The following is a 22,269-nucleotide window of genomic DNA, read 5'->3' on the forward strand; positions in this document are numbered from 1 at the left end:
ACAAATCGGTCAGGCGCACACCAACTGAGGATCGGTTATTGAAGAGCAACGACACCCGACATCTGGACGGATTACGGATCATCGCTGCATCCGCTGTCGTTCTTTTGCATTATGCGGATTACGTCAAGGATCATCCTGCTGGGCGTTTCATGGTCGACCACACCGAGCATTTCAATCTGTTCGTCGATCTCTTCTTCGTGGTGTCCGGATTTGTCATCGCAAGCCAGTATCTCGGCAAGGTCAATGACCTCGCATCGGCTGGACGCTTCATTTGGCGCCGGCTGGCCCGCATCTATCCGCTTCATCTGGCAACGCTGGCGTTCTATCTCGCTGTTGCCGCCGCGATATACTTCGGACTTGCGAAGACCGACAATCCTGCCCGCTACCCCTTGTCTGATCTACCCGCACAACTTCTGCTGCTTCACGCGATCGATGGGCAACGGCTGACCTTCAATTTCCCGAGTTGGTCATTGTCAGCCGAAATGTTCTGCTACCTCCTGTTTCCGATCGTTGCTCTCCTGGCCGCGCGGCATAGAGCACTGGTGATTCCGCTTGTTGTGCTTCCTGCCCTTGCCAACAGCATCTACGTAATCGCAACTGGCAGCGAGCCATGGGCTGAGTGGATCAACAAGGGGGGCGTCTTCAGGGCGTTGCCGGGATTCAATCTTGGCGTTGCCTGTTATGTGTTCCGGCATCAGATCGCACGCTGGTCTATCGTCCCCGGAATGCTGACGGCTGGTTTGGTGCTATTTTTTGCTCTGGGCTGGCTGCTCCCGGATATGGCAGCGCTTGTCGTCGTCTATGCAATCGCCGTGCTCGCGATACAGCACGACGTATCTGAAACACCCACCGCGGTGTCGCAGCTCGGGTTCGACCGCGCCTCTTCATATACATACTCCTGCTATATGCTTCACATCCCAGTCGCCACCGTCGTTCTGACGTTCGGCGCACGCTATCTGGGTGGCATTCCCGGGGGAAAGCTGTGGTCGCTGCCTGTCGCCGTGGCAATGCTCGCGGGAGCGAGCGTCCTGTCCTATCGCTTCTTCGAGACCCCGCTGCGGCGCATGCTCAATAACGCTTTCGATCGTCGCACGCACCGCGCTGTCGCACCCGCTTCCGTTGGCACTCCGCAAAGGCGCGCGCAATGACAATGACGGCGGTCGCACACGTTCCCGCTCGCCGGACCTCGCCGGAGACGCCAGCCGTAAACCGGGATTCCGGAATCGACACCATGCGGGGCATCGCCATCCTGATGGTGATCGGAATTCACTCGTTGCCACAATCGATCGATGCATCATGGATAAAAGTGATCGATGCAGCCCTGCGACCCTGTGTTCCGATCTTCCTGTTCGCATCCGGATATCTAACGGCGACTTCAGGCCGCGTTCCGCTCTGGAAGCGGTTGAAGGCTACCATAGTTCCCTATGCCATCGCTTTCGCCGCCGCCTACATCTACATGGCAGGGCACAACCCGGCCATGGATCATCGTCTCTCCACGGCGGTTGCACGGTTTCTGCTCGCCTACGTGTTCGTCTACTACTATGTCTTCGTCTACGTCGGCTGCACGATCGGCTTGTGGCTGATCTTTCGATACGCCGATAACAGCACCCGGGACACCTCGCAGCAGCTCACTATCCTCCTCGGCATTGCAATTGCCTTCGGACTGATTGCCGGAAGCTATCTCGATCCGCTCTTGTTGCGCGCAGGATTCGCTGAATCATTGATTCAAGAAGCACGCCTGCGGAACATTCCGTTCTGGTTTTCTTTTGCGGCATGTGGAGCTCTGTTCGGAGCATTTCGAGCTGAGCCCGCGTTGCGCAACATGCGCATAACGATTCTGGGTGCGACCGTCATCACATATCTCATCTATGCCGCGGTCAGGATCTTCGGCATCGGCGATTCTGCCGACTACGACTCCGTCGCCTTCTTCGGCTACGCGGCAATGCTAACTATCCTGCTCCTCGCCATCTATCCACGCGTCCCGCTTCTCGCAGCGATCGGATCGGGAAGCTATTTCATCTACCTTTGGCACATCTTCGTCGTCATGACGCTGCGCGACCATGCGCCCTTGCGCGGGTTTGGTGCGGTTCCTGATTTCGTGGCCACATACGCGATAACAACAATGGTCAGCGTCACGGCCTTGCTGGCCATTCGGCGAACCGCATCTTCCCGCACCTTGCGCTGGCTGGGAGCCTGATCATGCTTTTGAGACACACGCTACTCTATATGCCCGCGCAAATCATCGGGCCCCTGTTCCAGCTGATCGCAATGATTGTCTGGACCCATGTCGTCAATGAACACGCCCTTGGCGTTATCACGCTGGTCACAGCGACGCACGAACTTCTCCAGATCGGATTTCTTGCCTGGTGGTCCCAGTATGCGTTGCGCTTCTTCGGGCGCTTCCAGAGTGGCGAGGAAGCACACCGTTTCTACCGGACAGAGAATGTGATTCTGCTGACCTCCGTCGTCATTCAGAGTCTGGCCATCATCGGCATCCTGTTCCTGGTGATTTCACCTGACGCCAGCACTGGCTTGTTGATCGCGGCTGTCGCCTATGTCGTCACCCGCTCGCTCAATCTCTACATCGGCGAACGCGCCCGAGTTCAGCAGCAGATCGGCGTCTACTCGATACAGCAGATCGTGGGACCGGCCGTTGGCTTTTTGCTCGGCCTGATCATGATCCGATGGCTCGGCCAGGGGCCGGAATGGCCGCTTGCTGGCTATGCCGTTGCCCAGCTAGCTGCAACGCTGGTTGTGCTGCCCAGGATCGGATTTGGGCGAAGGCTTTGGCCGATAGATCGCAAAATTGTCAATCACGCCCTGAGCTACGGCATTCCGCTGATCATCGGGGGCGGTCTCAGCTGGATCGGCCTCAATGCGTCCCGCTTTGTCATTAATGATGTGCTGGGCGTCGCCGCCGCAGGCCTGTTCGCTGTCGGTTATGGCCTCGGTCAGCGGGCCGCAGCCGTGGCCGCCATGCTTGTCACCGCGGCGGCCTTCCCTATCGCCGTGAAACGTATGGAGGACAGTGGCAGCAACGCGGCGATGCAACAACTCTCCGACAACAGCGCACTTCTGATTTCTGTTCTCGCACCGAGCATCCTCGGTATCTTTATGCTGCGCGCAGAGATTGTTCATCTTCTGATCGCAGCTCCCTTTCAGCAGGTGACGCTCGCTGTCCTTCCGCTCGCCGTTCTGACAGGCGCGATCCGAAACCTGCGTGCCCACTTCGGCGATCAGGTCTTTCTCCTGCATAGCCGCACACGGCTGATGATCGCCGTGGCGAGCATCGACGCGTCGGTGACCGTGGCACTGAGCTTTGCGTTCATCTGGTATTGGGGAATTGTCGGCGGCGCCGTTGCGACCGTCATCGCAGCGGCGGCGGCGGCGATTGCCAGCTTCACAATTGGATTCTCGCAATTCGGCTTGCGGCTCCCGCTCGGTCATCTCCTCCGCATCTCTATCGCGACCATCGCAATGGGCTGCCTGTTGCGGCTCCTGCCGGAAGCCAAGAACATTGCCACGATGGCTGCCCATATCGCGACGGGTGCAACCTCGTACATCGCCGTTCTTGCCCTGCTCTACGCTCCGACCCTATTCAAGATGTTCCGCGCGCGGCCACAACGATCCAGTTCTTGAACAAGGAGGAGTCCTTATGCCTTCTTCGCATTCCTGAATGCGCGCGCCATTGCAAACCATAGCGGTTTTCTTTGGTTGGCATCATCAAACGGCAATGGCCGGGGAAGCCGCTCGGCCAATGGATTTTTCTTCTTCGCTGCGTCCGTATAGAAGGAATAGTTGTCCGAGAGCTCCCACGCGATCACCATCTTCACCGCGGGAATGCGCAACACAGTATTGAGGAACTTCTCGCCCGTTTCCGCGATCATCGCATCTCGGGTCGGGATATCATCCGGGAACGTGTCGTCGCGAACGTCAAATTCCGTGATATAGATATCGACCTTGCGCTCAGCCAGCGCATGCACGAAATCGGCAAAGCGCGATGCATCATGCGGGTAGCGCGGCTGAAGATGCCCCTGCAACCCGACTGCATGGAGCGGAACGCCTGCGTCCTTCAATTCGTCGACAAGACGCAGCAGACCTTCGCGAACAGCCCTCCCGACATCGTCATCTCGTTCCGTCTGCGCTTCGTTCAGAACAAATTTAGTCTTCTTGTCCACAAGAGCCGCGCGCTCGAATGTCCTCCGGACATAGTCTGTTCCGAACGCATCATACCAGGGACCGAGCCGATACCCTCCGGGCGCCTTGTGCCCCGGCCAGAATGGCTCATTGACGATATCCCATGACTGGAGTTTTCCGGCGTAACGGCCAACGACCTCTTCGATATACCGATCGAAGAACATCCGCCGCTCTGTCGCATCCATGCTCTTCACCCACGCGGGAACCCACTCGTTCCAAATGAGGCAGTGACCGCGCATCGGAATTCTATTGCTTGCACAGAATTGGAGCAGACGGTCCGCACTCTCGAATCGTTTCGGACCCGGCTGCGGCGCGATCGTGCCCATTTTCATGGCGACATCGGTCGTCACGATCCGCGTGTGTTTCGTATAGAGTTCGCGATACGCAAGGTCCTTGTCGATTACAGGTCCTGCTGCGGCTCCGAACACGAATCCATTTGCAGCCGCAATTGCACCGAGACTCTCGTCACCGGCAGCAGATGCTGTGACGCCGCGCATTGCAACTCCTGCGCCAGCAAGAACCGACATCACCCGTCGCCGCGAAATCTTCACATGCATGGCAGATCTCCATTGCGAGAATGATTTTGTTTCATTCTCATTGCAGGTCGTGAGCATGACGCCATCCTTGCGACGCAATGGTGCGATTTCGTGACTGTCCTGTTCAAGAACGAGAAACTTCATGGCGTGGAGTTCCCGTCGCGTCGCAAATGACGTCAGTGTTTAGTCAAGTGTTACTCGACCACATCGTCATTGGGGAATCGACATGATGGAATCGCAGACGCGCGAATCGCGCGATATGACCGTTGATGGCATCGTCATCAACATTCTCTCGATGTCGGATGCTGTCTCATCGATCGTGTCGGCGGCGCAAACCGGCGACAGCTTCACCGTTTGCACTTTGAATCTCGATCATGTTGCGCAGCTACAACAGCGCCCCGACTTCCGTGCTGCCTATCGTCGCGCCCGCTTTGTCACTGCCGATGGCTTCCCGATCGTTGCGTTGGGACGACTCGCGGGTACGAAGATCAAACGGACGACAGGGGCCGATCTGGTTGAACCTCTTTGCGAGCAGGCCGGAAGCAAGAATATTCCCGTATATCTGCTCGGTTCCAATCGCCTGACGCTTCACAGAACGGCAAGACGTCTCACGAGCCGGTTCAAGGGACTTCAGATCGTCGGTTATTACGCGCCCGGCGGGAACTTCGATCCGTACTCGGATGAGGCTGACCGCGCGATTGACAGTATTCGCCAATCTGGCGCAAGACTTTGCTTCGTCGCCCTCGGCGCACCCCGACAGGAAATTTTTTCCGCCCGGTGTCTCGACAGACTTCCAGGCGTCGGACTGCTCTGCATCGGCGCTGCTCTGGATTTCATCGCCCATACCCAGAACCGTGCACCACTCATCACCCAGAAGATTGGCCTTGAGTGGGCATGGCGAATGCTGCGCGATCCGCGCCGACTGGCCCCCCGCTATGCGCGTTGCATGTCAATTGTTCCGCGCTTGGTCGCGCGCAGCATCCCGCAGATCGTAAACGCCCGGACAAGGAAAGCGGCATGACATCCTCGGTTACACTGGCTCAGCGCGCCCGCAACGCTCACCATGCACCCCAACGATACCAGATCTGCCTGGTTCACCCGTTTGATCCGCGCGGGGAGAAGGTCGGCGGCCTCGAAACCTACATTCGAGATTTCATCACATTCCACCCCACCGATACCGATCTCCTTTTCATTGGCGTCGATTCAGTCGGAGATCTTGAACTCGGCGAGATTCATAAACTCAGCTTCAGGGGCCGGACGTTCGATTTCCTTCCGATCCTGCGCTATTCGGATAGCCAGGCACGCGAAGCGGCACGCTCCATTGGCGCATCTCTCACCGGGCAATTTTTCGTAGCCCTCCTGCGCAACTTCGGTCTGGTGTCGAAACAGATTCGCTCAAGGCGGTGTTCAATTGACTTGCGCCGGGTAGAATTTTCGTGGCTGCCGGCTATCCTTCGCCTCCCGTTTATTCAGATGCTTCACGGCGAAGGCGTCCCGAAACTGCAGATGGACTCTCTGCTGCGCAGATACTCGTTTGTTCACAACGCGGGCGAACGCTTCGCCATGGCAACCAGTGCAAAATTTCTTTGCGTGAACCCGTACATCACCGAACGGCTTCAGAAGGAGTATCCTCGGCAAAGAGACAAGATCGATACTCTGTGGACCTGGGTCAACACCGAGATTTTCCAGCCGCGCGCCCTGTCCCGCGACACCGCGCCATTCCGAATCGTTTTTGCGGGACGTCTCGACGAATTCAAGGACCCGCCCCTGATGTTTCAGACGATCCACCGTTTGCGTCAGTTGATGCAGGACAAGGTGGAATTTCACTACATCGGGACCAGCGATCCGCACCGGTACTCTGAATTCGCGGCGATCGAGGCAATTACGGTCCGTCACGGATTCAAGGACGCGGTTGGAATGGCCGAAACCCTGGGATCTGCTCACGCCGGCATCCTGACATCTGAGTTCGAAGGGATGCCTCGGTTTGTCCTCGAGACACTGGCGGTCGGACGCCCTGTTGTCGCCACGCACCTGCCGCAGCTCGAAGCCGTCGTTCGGGACGGCGAATCTGGATATCTGGTTCCGCGGAGCGATTCGAGAGCCGACATGGTGGAGCGACTGGTGCATCGGTTCATCAATGTTCGCGATGCAATCGCCCACGGCGATTTGGATCCATCACGGATCGCGGTCAGTATCCAGATGTTCACGCCAGGCACCCAACTCGCGCGTGTCTTCCGCTATCACCAGGAAATCCAGAACACACGCGGCCTGATAATCAACCCGCTCTCCCATTGAGGACGCGCCGCCATGAACATTCTCATGCTGACAAGCGAATTTGCACCTGCGACCGGCGGCATCGGTACCTATGCGAAGGAAATCGCGATAGCTGCCACCGATCTTGGCGCACGTGTTACCGTTGTCGCCCCCGACTACTCCGCAAGCTCTCTCGATGAAGACAAATCGCTTCCATTTCAGCTTCATCGATTTCACGGCGGACTTCATTCCATGCGGGATCTCCCCTCAAAGATTCTTCTCGCGCGCAGTCAGGTCCGGGTCGAGGACTACGATGTCATCCATGCGGCCGATTGGCCGTTTTTTATTCCACTGGCGTTGTCGCGTCACCGGACTCAGGCGCGCCTGCTGATGACGGTTCACGGCACGGAGATCAACGAAACCCAGACACCGCTCAAGAGACTTGCGATCCAGGCCGCCGGCGTCTTCGGCCCACGCGTCGAGGTTGCCGCCAACAGCCGGTTTACACGCGAGCTTTTCCGCGAACGCTTCTCGATTGAAAGCGAACGCGTTGTCGCAATCCCGCTCGGCGTATCGGATTTCTGGTTTGGTCCACGAAAGAGCCGCAAGGCGACGCGAAGAGCCTACGGCGTCGATGCGGACAAGATCGTGATGGTCACCGTTGCCCGCCTCACCCGGCGGAAGGGACATCTGAAGACACTCGCGGCGTTAGCGATCCTACCGGATGAACTGCGCAAACGAATCGCATGGCTTGTGATCGGCCCTAACGGCGAGGCCGATTTCGTCGAAGAGTTTCGCGATATGGTCGATACGACCGATTGCGAAATTCATCTGCTCGGATCACTGCCGAATGAACAAATCCGCGATATTTACGGAGCCAGCGATTTCTTCTGTCTGACCGGCATCCCGGAATCGTCGGGACGCGTGGAAGGCTTTGGTCTGGTCTATCTCGAAGCTGGAGCAGGCGGCCTCCCCAGCGTCGCGACGGCCGTGGGCGGAGTTCCCGATGCCGTTCTGGCCGACGAGACCGGCTTGCTCGTTGAGCCTGATGTTAAAGCTATTGCGCAAGCCATCACGGAAATCGTCGAAGACAGCAATACGCGATCGATTCTGGCAGCGGGCGCCGCCGCGCATGCTCGCGCGCTATCGTGGGAACGATGTGCTGCGGAGACCTACCGCCTGCCGCGGGCCAGCGAACGAAAGAGTGCCAAGACCGTGGACAATTCTCCAGCACGGGATCAGGCGAACCCCGGCGATGTCGTACAGCGCGCAGCGACCGCGGGCCGTAGATGATGAGAGCCTTCGCCGTGGGGGTCCTTTTGACGTTGATGGCAGGGAGTTCTGCGCAGGCCGAGAGTTGCACCAAAAGCCGCGATCATCTGCTTAGCGGTCTTGGCGGCGACCTCATGCAGCAGCCGCAGGCCTATCAGGGACTGTTCAAGATTTGTCTGGCGACCATCTCCATGTCGAACGTCAAGGATGCCTTCGTCCTCAGGGATGGCGGGATCGCGGTCATCCCGAAACAGGATAATGTGGCGGCGACGGCCGCGACGCTCTCGACATTCTGCGATGCATATCCGCGCGGCACGCTTCGGTTTCTCAGCCGGAAGGATTTACTCCAAGCGAATTCCGTCGCCCACATCGTAAGGATGTCGTCCACATCGGCGACGCCATGCCGCAAAATAAAGGGCAACTCATTGTCTTGAGAGGTTCGGGTCAATCCCCGATCGTTCTCCCCGGGCCAAGGAATCGCACCGAACAGGGAGCCCGTTGACTCAGACCAACACCTTCGGCCGCAGCGTCAAGACTTCGTCCGATGCTTCGCTGCCAGCTTCTGTTCTCCCTTCTTTCCCGCGTCGCGCGGCATTTCGGCAAGCCCCAGCAGGCGGGCCGTCAACACCAGCATCTGATCGACCGCCTCTTCCGGAGTTCGCTTTCCTTCGGGATTGTACCAATAGGCAGCTCTATCCCATTGATTCATGACGGACAGCGTCACAAACATGGGATCGACGATGTCACCCGAACCGACGATCTCACTCACAAGATCATGAATCCTGTAGCGATAATCGTCGAGCCGCTTGTCAAAATGCTTTCGCTCCTTTTCAGGAAGAAACATTCTGCCAAACTTCGGATCGATCAGACGATCGTTTGCCCGGGCGATAACCCTGTGGCGTATCTTGTAGTCCACATGACGTCGCGCAATTTCAATCAGACGTTCGCGGCGGGGCGTTGAATCGATCTCTCGCAAAACATACGAGAAGAAATCGTTCATTCCGAACTCAATCGCCTCAACGAGCAAGGCCTCCTTTGAAGAATAGTAATTGTAGAGAGTGGGCGCCTTCAGGCCGACCGCGCTTGCAATCGTTCGCATGCTGCAGGTTTCGTAGCCTCGCTCGGCAAACAACGCGATAGCCGTCAGGAGTATCTGCCCCCGCATCCGGCCGACCGACGCCTCCTGCCGTTCGACGATCGTTCCTTCGTCGATAGCTTGGCCAAGGTAGCTGAGAGCGGCCGCGTCCTGCGGGACTCGGGCTCCTGTTCGAGTACGCTTCATCCCTGCCCGGCTCATGGACTGCCCGCTCCGTGCATCGCGCAGTTGATGCTGCCGCGATCTAATCATCGCCGATGCGTGTCACAACAATCTGCAGAGATTTTTTTGCGCATGGCAGAGAATCAATCACTCTTGATTTGAATCAACCCGTGCAGCGCGGCACGCTGGTTTACGCAGGTGTAGGTGGCGTCGCTTGAAGACGGGTGTTCCGAGCTCTGCGAGATCGCCAAGAAAAAACAAATCTTCACACTCGAAAGAAGAAGCGAAAGATATGCAAATACCCGTCGACTTCCTGCATTGGTTTCTGGCGTTCCTGCCGATTGTTGCCTTGGCATTCCTGCTGATTCAACTGCGCTGGACCGCTCAACAGGCTGGTGCAGCAGGAATCTTTATCGCTGCCGCCGTCGCCTTCTTCATCTTCAAGGCACCGCTGGAGACGCTTGCCGTCGCCGGCGCGAAAGGTGTGTGGGATGCGATGTTCATTCTTCTAGTCATCTGGCCCGCCCTTCTGCTTTATCAGATCATGAATCAAGCCGGCGGCTACGACGCGTTGCGCCAAGGCATCACCCGCATGAGCCGCAACGAGCTGTTCATCATTGTTGCCCTCGGCTGGGTCTTTGCTTCGTTCCTTCAGGGCATCGACGGGTTTGGAACGCCGATTGCTGTCGTCGCACCATTACTTGTCGCTTTTGGCGTACGGCCGATCTACGCGGTGGCTATCCCGATCATCGCGCATATCTGGGCGAAATTCTTTGGAACACTTGGCGTCGGCTGGCTCGCCACCTTGCAGGTTGTCGACCTGGACGAAGCCACGACTATCGCCACTGCTTACCAATCGGGACTGCTCATCATCATTCAGGCCGTCCTGGGCGGTTTCACCGTCGTCTGGCTGTACGGACGCTGGCCCGCCATCCGTCACGCCTGGCCGCTGGTGCTGATCATCGCCGCTATCCAGGGCGTCGGTCAGATAATCGTCGCGTTGATGGATCCGGTGTTGGCGGCCTTCATCCCCGCCACAGCGGCGATGCTCGCGCTTTATCCGCTGTCGCGCTGGCCGCGGTACGCGAATCCGGCGAACGATATCGTCGATCGTCCGGCAATGCTTGCAAGTCATGCCGGAGACTATGCCGATAAGGCCCCGCCAATGGGTCTGGGTATGTCGTTCTTTCCGTACATCCTGCTGACCGTCTTGGCCTTGGGCACTTCAATGATTGATCCGATCAAGAATGCACTCGGCAGCTTCACCTTCGGCTTTCCCTTTCCGAAAGTCACGACCGGTTATGGCATCACCAATGCTGCAGCCACGCCATACTCGGCGCTCGCGCCGCTGACACATCCCGGCGCCAGCCTCATCGTCACGGCTCTCGTGACGTGGGGCCTCTATAAGGCACGCGGTTACTACAATGCCTGGGCCATAACAGCCAAGGCAAAGCAAAAGGGCGTTTTGCGGGGATTGTTCGAAAGCGCCGTTCCTGCATCTGTCCCGATTCTCGCCTTTCTCGTCATGGCGGGACTGATGAATCATTCGGGTCAGAACGAAACGCTGGCGCTTGGAATTTCCGCCATTGCCCCCGCCTACGCCTTCGCGTTCCTGTCAAACGGCATTGGTGTCATCGGCGCCTTCACGACCTCGAGCAGCACCTCGTCCAACGTGTTGTTCTCCGACCTGCAGGTCACGCTGGCGCGGCTGAAGGGGCTCCCCGAAGCAACCATTCTCGCCGCGCAAAGCGCCGGCGGGGCGATCGGCAACGCCATTGCGCCGGCCAACGTGGTGATGGGAGCCAGCACGGCCGGCATCAGCGGGCAGGAAGGCGCCATTCTTCGCAAGACGTTACCCTGGACGCTTGCCGCATTTCTCCTGACCGGCGCGGCAACCGTCCTGCTCGTGCTCCTCGCGAAGTAACAGGAGTCTACCATGATTGCCTTGCTAAAAAACCCGCTGGCCTACCTCAGCACGTCGTTCGTCCTGTTCTTGATGGCGCTTCCGCTCATCAGCATTGGAACGACCAGCGGCCCCCGCCTCCTCCTGTGGATTGGCCTCGTCGCGCTCTGCGTCGGCGGTCTCATTCCGCCCGTACAGCGGCTGCTTTTCGCACCCAAGCAACCGCCTGCTGCAAAGCCCGACAACGAGAGTGCGAACTGAAACGGAAAGAAGGTTAGCTATGAGTCATCCGAACGGCCCCCGTACCGGACGCCCTCCTGTCGTTGCCCCGCGCGGTATGGTGAGCACGCCGCACTATCTTGCCTCCGCATCCGGCCTCCAAGCGTTGCGAAGCGGAGGCAGCGCGGTTGATGCCGCGATTGCCGCAAATGCAACGCTGTGCGTCGTATATCCGCACATGGCCGGTCTGGGCGGGGATGGGTTCTGGCTTATTGCCGGTCCCGGCACCGGCGGCGTTCAGGCGCTGGACGCCAGTGGACCCGCAGCCCGGAAGGCGACGCGCCAGTACTACCGGAAACACGGCTGCACCGATCAGATTCCGGCTCGCGGTCCGCTGGCTGCGCTCACAACGCCAGGCGTCGTTGACGGGTGGCGTGCAGCGCACGAGCGCCATGGCCGACTTCCATGGGATAGCCTGTTCGCCGATGCTATCGAATATGCGCGCAACGGAATCGCCATTACCCGTTCGCTCGCGGATTGGCTGGCCGCAGACGAATCAATCCTTCGGCAATTTCCGGACACCGCGCGCATCTACCTACCCAAGGGCAAAGCGCAGCGGGAAGGCGCTCGTCTGGTACAGACCGAGCTGGCCAACACGTTCGAACAGTTGGCGGCATCTGGCGCCCGCGCGGCTTTCTATGAGGGACCGATCGCGCAACGCATCTGCAAAGCGCTCGCTCCTGCGGGCTCACCGCTCGGTCCGGATGACTTCGCCGACTATCACGCGCGATGGGTCAAGCCGATTTCGACCACCTATCGCGGATACGACGTGGTTCAGATGCCTCCGAGCACGCAGGGCTTCGCGGCTTTGCAAATTCTGAATCTGCTCGAAGGCTTCGACGTTGCAGCCTGGGGCGATGGCACCGCCGACTACTACCATCACATGGTGGAGGCGGTGAAAGTCGCTTTCGCCGACCGCGACGAGTGGCTGACGGATCCCGCATTCGTCAACATTCCGCTCGAGCAACTGCTGTCCAAGGACTATGCGGCCGCTCGCCGCAAGCTGATCAACCCGAAGCAGGCGCTTGCCGGGGTCGAACCCGGCCTGCGCTACGGCACGACATTCGATCATCGCAGACCCGATGGCGACACCGTGTATTTCTGCGCCAGTGACGCAAGCGGGCTTGTCGTTTCCAAGATCCAGTCGATCTATCACGACTTCGGTGCAGCCGTCATGGGCGGCGACACCGGCATCATCATGCAGAACCGCGGAAGTTTCTTCTCGCTGGACGACAATCACCCGAACCGGCTTGAGCCCGGAAAACGCACGTTCCACACCATCATTCCTGCAATGATGCTCAAGGATGGGGAGCCGGTTCTGGCTTACGGCACCATGGGTGGCGAAGGCCAGCCGCAAACGCAGGCCGCCATGCTGACACGGTTGATCGATTTCGGCTACGACGCGCAGCAGGCGATCGAAGCACCGCGCTGGCTGATGGGTCGCACCTGGGGCATGGAATCGCGCGACCTCTGGCTCGAATCCAGAATCTCTGACGAAACTGCGCGGGAACTGCGACTGCGCGGACAGCCGGTCAAGATCGTCGGCCAATGGGACGGCACGCTTGGGCATGCCCAGGCGATCCGCATCGACCGCAAGAACGGACTGTTCGAAGGCGGTGCCGATCCGCGCGGCGATGGTGCAGCAATGGGCTACTAACACGCCGACCTCTGACGGTAGTGCTGCAAAAGCGGCGCTGCCGTCACTGATGCGTAGCCCGCACGCCTCTCAGACGCCAGCTAAGGCTTGGCGACTGTTCTTCTTTCTTGGACGCATCACGTCAGACGCCCTGGCTATACCAGGCGTGTCTGAATGATATGACTGGAGTTCAGCAAACGATGCAGGGTGTGATCAACGATCGCGAGCGCGAGCGCCTCCTTAAGCTGATGGCGGGGGCCACGTTCATCATCTTCTTTCAGGCTTACATGGTGGCGCCTATCATACCGGCGCTCTCAATTGTCTTTGGAACGTCAGCCGAGACGGTCGGACTTATTGTGCCGGCTTATTTGATCCCATACGGCGTCGCGACCCTCGCTTATGGCCTGCTGGCGGATCGGCTCGGCATCCAGCGCGTGATGTTCATCTCCCTTGCGGCGTTCGTGGTGCTCACCGTTCTCTCCGCAACCGCGCAGTCCATCGAACAGCTTGCCCTCTGGCGAATCGCAACCGGGATTGGCGCAAGTGGCGTGGTGCCGCTGGCATTGGCATTGGTCGGCCGACTGTACCCTTACGAGCAACGCGGTCGACCGCTTGGCTGGCTGTTCGGCGCAATGGCCGGCGGCATGGCATTCGGTTCGCCGCTCGGCGCGATGCTTGTGCCGTTCATTGACTGGCAAGGCCTGTTCGTAGTTGTCGGCGCAGCGGGCGGAGTGCTCCTTCTCGTCCTCCTTCCCTATCGTTCCGTGATCGCTGCGACGGTTCAGCCGGTGTCTGGCACCCTCCGAGATTTGTTGCGCGCCTACAAGGACCTGCTTGGCGCGCCGCGCGGGCAGCGCACCTACGGCTTTGTCCTCGTCAATTCGATGTTCCATTCCGGCGTATTCACCTGGCTCGGCGTGTATCTCGAGCGACAATTCGGCCTGGGACCTGTGGGAATCGGCCTCGCTCTCCTCGGCTATGGCATCCCCGGCTTGCTGTTGGGACCGCTGATCGGCCGGGTAGCGGATCGCTGGGGCCGGGCACGATTGATTCCGATCGGCCTACTTCTAAGTGCCGCCGCGGCAGCACTGCTGATGTTCGACTTCCCCGTGGTCTTCGCCCCCGTCATCGCGATGATCCTGTCCTTGGGCTACGACATGACCCAGCCGCTCTTCGCGGGCATCGTCAGCTCGCTCGGCGGAAAGCGTGCGGGGCAAGCGATGGGCTTGAATGTCTTCACGCTCTTCGTTGGCTTCGGACTGGGAAGCCTCATCTTCGGCTCGCTGCTCCGCTTTGATTTTGAGACAGCATTCGCAGTGTTCGGGGTCATCGAGCTGAGCCTTGCCTTGGTGTCCTTCGCTCTGTTCCGGTCCGAAATGCCATTACGAGAAACGCAACCTCCGTCATCCGGCTTGGGCGCTGCTGGCGCACCTGCAAATCAAAGAACCGATCGTCTCTGATCTTCGTCCGGCCCGGAAATCCGGGAACGCGCAACTGGATCGCGAACTGTCAGATTCTGCGGTGCCGCCACGGCTGTGTCGCGCCGTTTCCTTTCTGAAATCACCGTGTTGAGGTCGGCCATGTTGGTGCGGGTCCAGTCGATAGACTCGCATTTGGCCGGGAGCCGATTGCGCCGCAACAGCCCCACACAATTACCGGCCGAAATGGTATTGCGATTCGCGTCCGCTCCCTTGGCAAGCGCCGCACCGAGCCCGTTGATGCCCAACAACGCAATTCCGCTGGCTCACGACCGACCAGCTTTTCCTTCACCCGCAATCCGAATCTGGCAGGCTGCCATGTCACGTTTGAAACCGACCCGATCGGTTTCGTTCTCGGCAGGTTGCGCTTGGGTACTTTCGGATCTGGGGAATGCCTAGGCTTTTGTAGCTTCTGCCAACAATGATTGCTCGGTCCGCTTGTCAAAGACATGGACACTTTGCGCATCGAACCCGACATGGACATTCTCGCCAAGACCTACTTGTGATTCCGCGCGAACTTGCACGCTAATCCGCGTTCGGTCCGATACCATCACTTCAACGAGCTTCTCCGAGCCCAATAGCTCTACAAGCGAAACTCTCCCCGCCAGCGCATTGGGGCCGGCCGATGCTACTAAATTCAAATCCTGTGGGCGGACCCCAATCACGGCATCGAGTCCGTGAGCAATCCCGTCAGCCAGCGGGGGAAGTGGCAGCGCCGCCTCACCAATCCTGAACCGCCCAGAATCGATCGTTCCTTCAAGAAAGTTCATCGGCGGGCTGCCGATGAACCCTGCGACGAAGAGATTGGCCGGCCTTCCGTAGACCTCCTCAGGCGTTCCGAACTGTTGCACGACCCCTTTATGCATGACGGCGATCAAATCCGACATGGTCATCGCTTCGAGCTGATCATGGGTGACGTATACGGTTGTCGCGTTGAGATCGAGATGAAACCGCCGCAGCTCCCCGCGCATGGTCACACGCAGTTTCGCATCAAGATTCGAGAGCGGCTCATCCATGAGAAAGATATCTGGCTTGCGCACCATGGCGCGACCGAGCGCCACGCGCTGCCGCTGGCCACCGGACAATTGCGCAGGCTTCCTGTCGAGAAGGTGATCAATCTCGAGAATGCGGGCGACACGCACGACCGCACCATCGATTTCCGCTTCCGGCGTTTTACGAACCCGCAACCCATAGCCGAGATTTCTTCGGACCGTCATCTGCGGGTAAAGCGCGTAGGATTGAAATACCATCGCAATATTTCGGTCTCGCGGCGCAAGCTTGTTCACTTCACGATCGCCGAAATGAATGCTTCCGGCAGAGATATCCTCCAGACCCGCAATCATGCGCAGCAGTGTTGTCTTTCCGCAGCCCGACGGCCCCAAAAGGGTGACAAACTTGCGGCTCGGAAAGACGAGATCCACATCCTTGAGAATCGAGACATTGCCGAAGCTCTTATTGATGCGTTGCAACTTGACGTCCATTTCAATCAATCTTTCGCTGGGTCAGCCTTTGACCGCGCCGGCGCCAAAGCCAGCGACAAGGTGACGTTGTAGAGCCATGAACAGGATCGCCATCGGCACCGTCATCAGCACGGAGGCGGCCATCAACAAGCCCCAATCGACATGCGTGCCCTCAAAAAACAGCATGACGCCCACAGTAAGGGTCAAATTGTCCAACGAGTTGATGAAGACACGACCAAACAGGTAATCGTTCCAGGACACGATCATCGAGAAGATCGATGCGGCGATAATCCCGGGCAGCGCAGTGGGCAGGACGACGTTGGCGAAAACCTGATATCGGGATGCACCGTCAATGAGAGCTGCCTCTTCGATCTCGATCGGAATCGAACGCATGAAGGCCCACATCAGCCACATACAGAAAGGCAACGTGATGCAAACGTAACCAAAGACAAGGCTGAGCAAGTTGTCCGTGAGTTCCAGCCGGACCATCATCAGGAATAGCGGAAAGACAAAGATGATCGACGGCACCATGTAACCGAGCAAGCTGAAGTAAGGGATCGCGCTTCGGCCCCAATATCTGAAACGCGTCAGGCTATAGGCCGCCAACGTGGACACGACGATGCTGATGAGCGTGGACCCCAATGTCACGATCACGCTGTTGACAAACCATCGCGTAAAGAATTGGGCCGGTGTTGGTCCGGTCGCCTGACCCGCTCCGCCAGACTGATAGTACTGCTGCCGGCCGCTCAGCAAAGCTTCGTAATTCTCGAATGTCGTCGAATGCGGAATCAGCGTCGGCGGAGTAGCGAAGATTTCCGATTTCGGCTTCAGCGACGTGGATAATGCCCAAATCAGCGGGAAGCACACCGCAAATGTAACGATGCAGAGAAGCAGATAAAGGGCTGCCATCTTCATGGCGGGCCAGAATTTGTCGGTGATCACGTTGATTTCTCCTCGTTGCCGAAGCCTGCAACGCGCAAGTACACGACGCTCCCGATCATGAGCATAATCATCATCACGACGCCGGTTGCCGCGCCAACGCCCAGCCTGAGGCTCGCCATCGATTGTTCAAATGAATAAACCGCGAGGTTGAACGTCGATGTTCCAGGCCCGCCCTTTGTCAGGAGGTAGATTTCTTCAAACTTGTTGAAGGTCCAGATCGTGCGGAACACAATGACGACAATCAGAACCTCACGAAGTTGAGGTAGCGTGACATCCAAAAACCGTCGGAACGCACCTGCGCCATCCACCTTGGCAGCGTCATAGAGCTCCAGAGGCACCGCCTGCAGCCTGGCCAGCACGCAGATGACAACGAAAGGCGTATACTTCCACACATTCAGCATGATTGTGGAGGCCATCGCCATAGTTGGCGTGGACAACCAGTAAATCGGTTCACTGATCAGGCCGACCGACTGGAGGCTGTAGTTGATGACCCCAATTTCAGGGTTGAATATCCATCGCCAGATCAGCGCAATAACAACGGTCGGTACGATATAGGGAAACAGCAGCAGACCGCGAAAGATCGCCATGCCGAACAGCTTGCGATGAAGCAGCAGCGCAATGCCGACGCCGAAGATCGTCTGAAACAGGATCGAGAGCAGTGTCCAGATCGTTCCTTGACTGAACGAACTCCAGAACAGCGGATCTGAAAAGATAAACTCGAAATTGTTCAGCCCGACATAGGAAACGAGATCCGGACGCAGTGGATTATAGCTGAAGAACGCCATCCGAACCGCTTCGGCGATCGGGTACACCATAAACACAATGGCCGTGACGACGAATGGTGCTATGAAGAGCAACCCCACGAACCGATCGGATTGCAGGAAATCGAGACGACGCATTGTCTTTCCGTTCCAAGATAGTGCTGGGCAGCCAGCGCTGCCCAGCTAGACTATTCATCCGAGCAACCGGACATTCTCGCGGCGAATGGCTTCCAGTTCCCGCGCGCCCCACTTAGCGGCTTGCTGGGGCGTCTGATTGTCGATAACGACCTTCTGAACCGTCTGCGCCAGGATAGAGCGGCCGTGAACATATCCCGCAAGAGGATTCACGCCCTGCAAGAGCTCGTTGGCTGTGCTGCTGGAATTCGCGAGCGAGCTCTTGAAGTAAGTATCAACCGTCTTCGGCTTTGACTTGTAGAACGGATGGTTCCTCAGCTCTTCTGAGTTGGCGATGTCTTTATAGGTCGGCGCCACGTTCGGCATCAGCGAATGGCAATATTTCACGAGCCACTCCTTGCTCGTCTGCTGATAAAGGAGCGCCTGCTTGACTTCCTCAATATAGGGATTGTTCTGCGCCGGAATGCACCAGCCCTGGAAGTCATTCCAGTTGCTGCGTCGACTGGTTCGAGGATTGCGCGCGTGATTGAACGCCTCGGTTGCTTCAAAGATAGGCTTGGCCTCCTCCGCAGCTCGCCCCAGCGTGCGGCCCCAATAGAAGCTCATTGCTGTCTGGCCAGTAACATGTGCATCCACCACCTGGAGGAAGCTGTATTCGACCGCCCCCTTCGGCATGTAGGGCTGCATTTCCTTCACGAAGGTCAGCGCTTCAACGGTTTCCGGGCTATCGAATACAACTTCGAACTTGTTTGACGCATCGAACATCCGACCACCGGCCGCATGCAGCAGGGCCGCGAAGTGATAATCCGTACAGAGGTTCCGACCGAGCGCCATGCAGAATCCCGCCATGTTCTGCTTCTTCTGCGTAATGGTCTTTGCAGCGTTCAGGAGATCGTTCCAATCCCACGTATCGGGATCTTTCAGACCGAGCTCCTTCACAATGTCCATCCGAACAAGCAACAGGTGAGGCTGGTGATGCGCCGGGATGACGTACTGCTTGCCCTTCCAGCTACCCCAGTAATCCCACCTCACGCCCTCGACGAGACGATCGCGTCCGATTTTGTCGACCATATCATCGACCGGAAGGAGCAAGCCTTCCGCCATCATCTGCATCGCGATCGGTGACTCAACACTAATCAGCGAGGGCGGCCGGCGGGCGGCAAGGTCGGTCATCAGTTTAACGTAGACGCCGTCCCACGGAATGGTTTCAATTTCGAATTTCAAACCAGGCGCATTCTTCTGCGCCCATTCATTCATCGCAGCAACACCCGCGCCGCCATAAGGTCCAGGTTCACCCCAGACGCGCACTGTCCCGGTCTTTGTGCTCTGAGCGGATGCGCTTCCAGCGCTGAACAGGTTCCCCGCACCGATACCAACCGCAGCAGCTCCGCCAAGAAAACCTCGCCGATCAAGCAACAGCTGGGATGGCGTCCGATCCATATTTGTCATCAAGTCCTCCCTAGATTTCCAACACCCGTTACACTTCCGTTGTTTCGGAAGTTCTTTCCTTGAGCGCCCGCAGAAACTCCTGCTGACAACCAGAAGCATAGTTTAGTGCCCGAACGCGCGCCGCGATGGAGCCTCGTACATAAGGTTTTCTCGCAAGTCCTTCCGCGGCGGCCTGCGCAGCTACGGCTTCAGCCACCGCCGGACAGAGCTCAGGATCGAGTGGATTGGGCAACACATTCTCAGGTCCAAGTTCAGCCCCCGTCACGTGTTCCGCGATTACCCGCGACGCCGCGAGACACATCGTTTCCGTGATGCTTCTGACGGACACATCGACCGCGCCACGCATGATCCCAGGGAATGCGAGCACGTTGTTGCATTGATTTGGCGCGTCGAAGCGACCGCTTCCGGCAATCGCCGCCCCCGCCGCAATCGCCTCGTGGGGCATGATCTCTGGCTCGGGGTTAGCGCAAGCGAAGACGATCGCAGATTTAGCCATCGACTGAATATGTCGGGCATCGAGCAGAGGACCAGTGCTCAATCCGATAAAGGCGTCCGCGCCTTTAAGCGCGTCGGCAAGAGCACCCTTGATCCGCGATCGGTTTGTCATGGACGCGAGAGCTGTCATATGCGGCGAGGGCTGCGTTTCGCCCTCGCAAAGAATGCCATGGCGGTCACACACAACGACATCGCCGGCACCCCACGCGAGACAAAGCCTTGCCGCAGCAGTACCGGCAGCTCCCGCACCGTTCACCACAATACGAACGTCCTCTTTCCTTTTGCCGGTAACCCTCAGCGCGTTCATCAGGCCAGCAACGATCACGGTGGCCGTTCCGTATTGATCGTCATGGAAAACCGGCACCGACAAACGGCGAGTCAACTCTTCGACAGTTGCGAAACAGTGGGGAGCAGCGACGTCCTCCAGATTGAACCCGGCAAACGAGGGCTCCAGTGCGGCGATATGGTCAACGAGCTTTGCAGGATCCCTCACATCCAGACAGATCGGCACCGCGTCAAGACCGGCAAGCAACTTGAACATAATTGCTTTGCCTTCCATGACCGGCATTGCAGCAAGTGGGCCGGTTCGTCCGAAGCCCAGCACAGCGGTTCCGTCGGTCACCACGGCAATCGTATTCGCACGATTGGTCAAAATATCCGCTTGCTCCGGATCCGCGACGATTCGCTGGACTAGCGTTCCAACGCCCGGCGTATAGAGCGTGGCAACATCGCGCAGTGACCCGACGTGAACTTTAGGTACCACCTCCAGCTTGCCATGCCCGGAGAAAACATCGCGCACGGCGGCTACCGCGGCTTCCGGCGTAACTTTCCATTTGGTGTCGCGGCTAGACATCAGGAAGCACTCCTGTCGCGACGACGCTGCGCATATCGCTGCTGGCGAACGGTCGCCGTAATTTCATGCGCCAACATTCCCTCGCTTGCGCACATACGGCCCATGATCGGAGCGATGCGCTCGCTCGCTTCAGGTGTCAGTCGCTGGTAGGTTACGGTTTTCAGAAACTTACCGACCCATAGACCGCCGGTGTAACGCGCAGCACGGCCGGTCGGAAGGGTATGGTTGGTGCCTACGCCCTTGTCGCCGTAAGCGACTGTGCTCTCTTCGCCGACGAAAAGGCTGCCATAGTTCTTGAGATTCTCAAGGTAGTAGTCGTTACGCTGTGTCAGCACTTCAAGATGCTCCGGCGCGTACTGATCGCTGAGCGCGATGGCAGCGTCGTCGCTATCGACAACAGCGACCTCGCCCCAGCGCTGCCAGGCAGCAGCCGCAATGGCGGCTGTCGGCAAGGTCAGCAATTGCCGTTCGATCTCCGCGATCACCTCGCGCCCCAACTTCGCGGATGTCGTGATCAGCCACGCAGGGCTGTCCGGCCCGTGCTCCGCCTGCCCGAGCAGATCTGTCGCAACCAGCGCCGGATCGGCGCCGTCATCGGCAATCACAAGGATTTCGGTGGGACCGGCCGGAAGATCGATGCCCACAAGCCCGAACAGCTGACGCTTGGCCTCGGCCACATACGCATTTCCTGGCCCGGTGATCATATCGACCGGACGCATTCCCACGCGACCAAAAGCCATCGCTGCGAGCGCCTGCACACCTCCGATCGAATAGATCTCGGTAGCCCCCGACTCGGCGAGCGCATAGAGCGTCGGCGGGAAAATACCCTGCCCTTCCCGTGGCGGCGCCGCGCCGATAACGTGGTTGACACCCGCTACCTTTGCAGTCGCGACACTCATGATCGCGGCCGAGATCAGCGGATATTTGCCACCGGGGATATAGCAGCCAACGACATCGACCGGAATGATCTTCTGACCCAGCGTGATCCCGCTACCGAACTGCGCCTCGAACTCCGAAAGCGAGTCCCGCTGACGCTTGGCAAAATCCGTCACCTGCTTTTTGCAAAAGGCAAAATCGTCCTTGAAGGTGGAGCTCATCGCCTTGCGGGCTGAAGCAATCTCGTCATCAGACACGCGGAAATCGGGATTCTGCCATCCGTCGAGATCCCGGGCGTAGCGGCGAACCGCATCATCGCCACCCTGTTCGATGTCGGCGATCATAGTCCGCACACGATCGACCAGATCGCGGTTGTCCTGCCGGGACTGCTGCTCTGCACGCTTTAGGTAGTGGACCATCAATTCATGCCTCAACGTAAACGGCCTCTGAAATGTAACCGGTTACATCAAACCGCGTCTGATAGCC

Annotated in this window: 20 protein-coding genes; 11 read left to right on the forward strand and 9 right to left on the reverse strand. The window is 58.4% G+C overall.

Annotation, left to right across the window (positions count from 1 at the left end):
* Positions 1-38 precede the first annotated feature (38 nt).
* From BN32_RS25595 to BN32_RS11450, 3 genes are read left to right on the forward strand one after another with little or no spacing between them, the layout of a single operon-like run.
* Complete coding sequence (locus tag BN32_RS25595) at positions 39-1,148, forward strand: acyltransferase family protein (protein ID WP_019198332.1); 1,110 nt, start codon at positions 39-41, stop codon at positions 1,146-1,148.
* A 2-nt stretch (positions 1,149-1,150) separates the two neighbouring features.
* On the forward strand, positions 1,151-2,197 hold the full coding sequence (locus tag BN32_RS11445) for an acyltransferase family protein (RefSeq protein ID WP_347334726.1): 1,047 nt from the start codon (positions 1,151-1,153) through the stop codon (positions 2,195-2,197).
* 2 nt (positions 2,198-2,199) lie between these two features.
* Complete coding sequence (locus BN32_RS11450; protein ID WP_040425656.1) at positions 2,200-3,639, forward strand: lipopolysaccharide biosynthesis protein; 1,440 nt, start codon at positions 2,200-2,202, stop codon at positions 3,637-3,639.
* A gap of 14 nt (positions 3,640-3,653) precedes the next feature.
* On the opposite strand, the gene BN32_RS11455 is transcribed toward BN32_RS11450, so the two are convergent.
* Positions 3,654-4,877 carry an endo-1,4-beta-xylanase gene (locus BN32_RS11455; RefSeq protein WP_019198335.1) on the reverse strand — a complete coding sequence of 408 codons (1,224 nt, stop codon included), beginning with the start codon at positions 4,875-4,877 and terminating at the stop codon, positions 3,654-3,656.
* 82 nt (positions 4,878-4,959) lie between these two features.
* Between BN32_RS11455 and BN32_RS11460 the strand changes: the two genes are divergently transcribed.
* Genes BN32_RS11460 through BN32_RS11475 form a run of 4 tightly spaced genes read left to right on the forward strand, consistent with a single transcriptional unit; the run spans position 4,960 to position 8,692 of the window.
* Positions 4,960-5,754, forward strand: a complete 795-nt coding sequence (locus BN32_RS11460; protein ID WP_019198336.1) for a WecB/TagA/CpsF family glycosyltransferase — start codon at positions 4,960-4,962, stop codon at positions 5,752-5,754.
* Complete coding sequence (locus BN32_RS11465) at positions 5,751-7,028, forward strand: glycosyltransferase family 4 protein (RefSeq protein ID WP_019198337.1); 1,278 nt, start codon at positions 5,751-5,753, stop codon at positions 7,026-7,028. Before BN32_RS11460 ends, BN32_RS11465 begins: the two co-directional genes overlap by 4 nt.
* 12 nt (positions 7,029-7,040) lie before the next feature.
* Positions 7,041-8,279 carry a glycosyltransferase family 4 protein gene (locus tag BN32_RS11470; protein ID WP_019198338.1) on the forward strand — a complete coding sequence of 413 codons (1,239 nt, stop codon included), beginning with the start codon at positions 7,041-7,043 and terminating at the stop codon, positions 8,277-8,279.
* A gap of 14 nt (positions 8,280-8,293) precedes the next feature.
* Positions 8,294-8,692: a hypothetical protein gene (locus BN32_RS11475; RefSeq protein WP_244438133.1), complete on the forward strand. Its 399-nt coding sequence runs from the start codon at positions 8,294-8,296 to the stop codon at positions 8,690-8,692.
* Positions 8,693-8,787: 95 nt separating this feature from the next.
* Here the strand turns inward: BN32_RS11475 and BN32_RS25600 are convergent, their stop codons facing one another.
* Complete coding sequence (locus BN32_RS25600; protein ID WP_162161308.1) at positions 8,788-9,555, reverse strand: TetR/AcrR family transcriptional regulator; 768 nt, start codon at positions 9,553-9,555, stop codon at positions 8,788-8,790.
* Positions 9,556-9,808: 253 nt separating this feature from the next.
* Here BN32_RS25600 and BN32_RS11485 point away from each other — a divergent pair, with 253 nt between their 5' ends.
* From BN32_RS11485 to BN32_RS11500, 4 genes are all read left to right on the forward strand, one after another.
* Complete coding sequence (locus BN32_RS11485; protein ID WP_019198341.1) at positions 9,809-11,440, forward strand: L-lactate permease; 1,632 nt, start codon at positions 9,809-9,811, stop codon at positions 11,438-11,440.
* Positions 11,441-11,452: 12 nt separating this feature from the next.
* Positions 11,453-11,680, forward strand: coding sequence for a hypothetical protein (locus BN32_RS11490; RefSeq protein WP_019198342.1), 228 nt, complete (start codon positions 11,453-11,455; stop codon positions 11,678-11,680).
* Positions 11,681-11,699: 19 nt separating this feature from the next.
* The gene (gene ggt, locus BN32_RS11495) at positions 11,700-13,355 is read left to right on the forward strand and encodes a gamma-glutamyltransferase (protein WP_040425657.1); all 1,656 of its coding nucleotides are present in this window, start codon (positions 11,700-11,702) and stop codon (positions 13,353-13,355) included.
* A gap of 179 nt (positions 13,356-13,534) precedes the next feature.
* On the forward strand, positions 13,535-14,794 hold the full coding sequence (locus tag BN32_RS11500; RefSeq protein WP_019198344.1) for an MFS transporter: 1,260 nt from the start codon (positions 13,535-13,537) through the stop codon (positions 14,792-14,794).
* On the opposite strand, the gene BN32_RS11505 is transcribed toward BN32_RS11500, so the two are convergent.
* The 7 genes from BN32_RS11505 to hisD all read right to left on the reverse strand — a co-directional run bounded on the left by BN32_RS11505 (position 14,773) and on the right by hisD (position 22,202).
* On the reverse strand, positions 14,773-15,063 hold the full coding sequence (locus tag BN32_RS11505; RefSeq protein ID WP_061979724.1) for a hypothetical protein: 291 nt from the start codon (positions 15,061-15,063) through the stop codon (positions 14,773-14,775). The two genes, BN32_RS11500 and BN32_RS11505, sit on opposite strands and share 22 nt — an antisense overlap.
* A 144-nt stretch (positions 15,064-15,207) precedes the next feature.
* Positions 15,208-16,293, reverse strand: coding sequence for an ABC transporter ATP-binding protein (locus tag BN32_RS11510; protein ID WP_019198346.1), 1,086 nt, complete (start codon positions 16,291-16,293; stop codon positions 15,208-15,210).
* 21 nt (positions 16,294-16,314) lie between these two features.
* Positions 16,315-17,214, reverse strand: a complete 900-nt coding sequence (locus tag BN32_RS11515; RefSeq protein WP_019198347.1) for a carbohydrate ABC transporter permease — start codon at positions 17,212-17,214, stop codon at positions 16,315-16,317.
* Positions 17,211-18,113: a carbohydrate ABC transporter permease gene (locus tag BN32_RS11520; RefSeq protein WP_019198348.1), complete on the reverse strand. Its 903-nt coding sequence runs from the start codon at positions 18,111-18,113 to the stop codon at positions 17,211-17,213. Before BN32_RS11520 ends, BN32_RS11515 begins: the two co-directional genes overlap by 4 nt.
* Before the next feature lie 54 nt (positions 18,114-18,167).
* On the reverse strand, positions 18,168-19,418 hold the full coding sequence (locus BN32_RS11525) for an ABC transporter substrate-binding protein (RefSeq protein ID WP_162161309.1): 1,251 nt from the start codon (positions 19,416-19,418) through the stop codon (positions 18,168-18,170).
* A 169-nt stretch (positions 19,419-19,587) separates the two neighbouring features.
* The gene (locus BN32_RS11530; RefSeq protein ID WP_202962519.1) at positions 19,588-20,853 is read right to left on the reverse strand and encodes an NAD(P)-dependent malic enzyme; all 1,266 of its coding nucleotides are present in this window, start codon (positions 20,851-20,853) and stop codon (positions 19,588-19,590) included.
* A gap of 53 nt (positions 20,854-20,906) precedes the next feature.
* A complete protein-coding gene (gene hisD, locus BN32_RS11535) occupies positions 20,907-22,202 on the reverse strand; it encodes a histidinol dehydrogenase (RefSeq protein ID WP_019198351.1) in 1,296 nt (431 codons plus the stop codon).
* Positions 22,203-22,269 lie beyond the last annotated feature (67 nt).

The sequence above is a fragment of the Afipia birgiae 34632 genome (assembly GCF_000308295.2).
Lineage (GTDB): Bacteria > Pseudomonadota > Alphaproteobacteria > Rhizobiales > Xanthobacteraceae > Afipia > Afipia birgiae.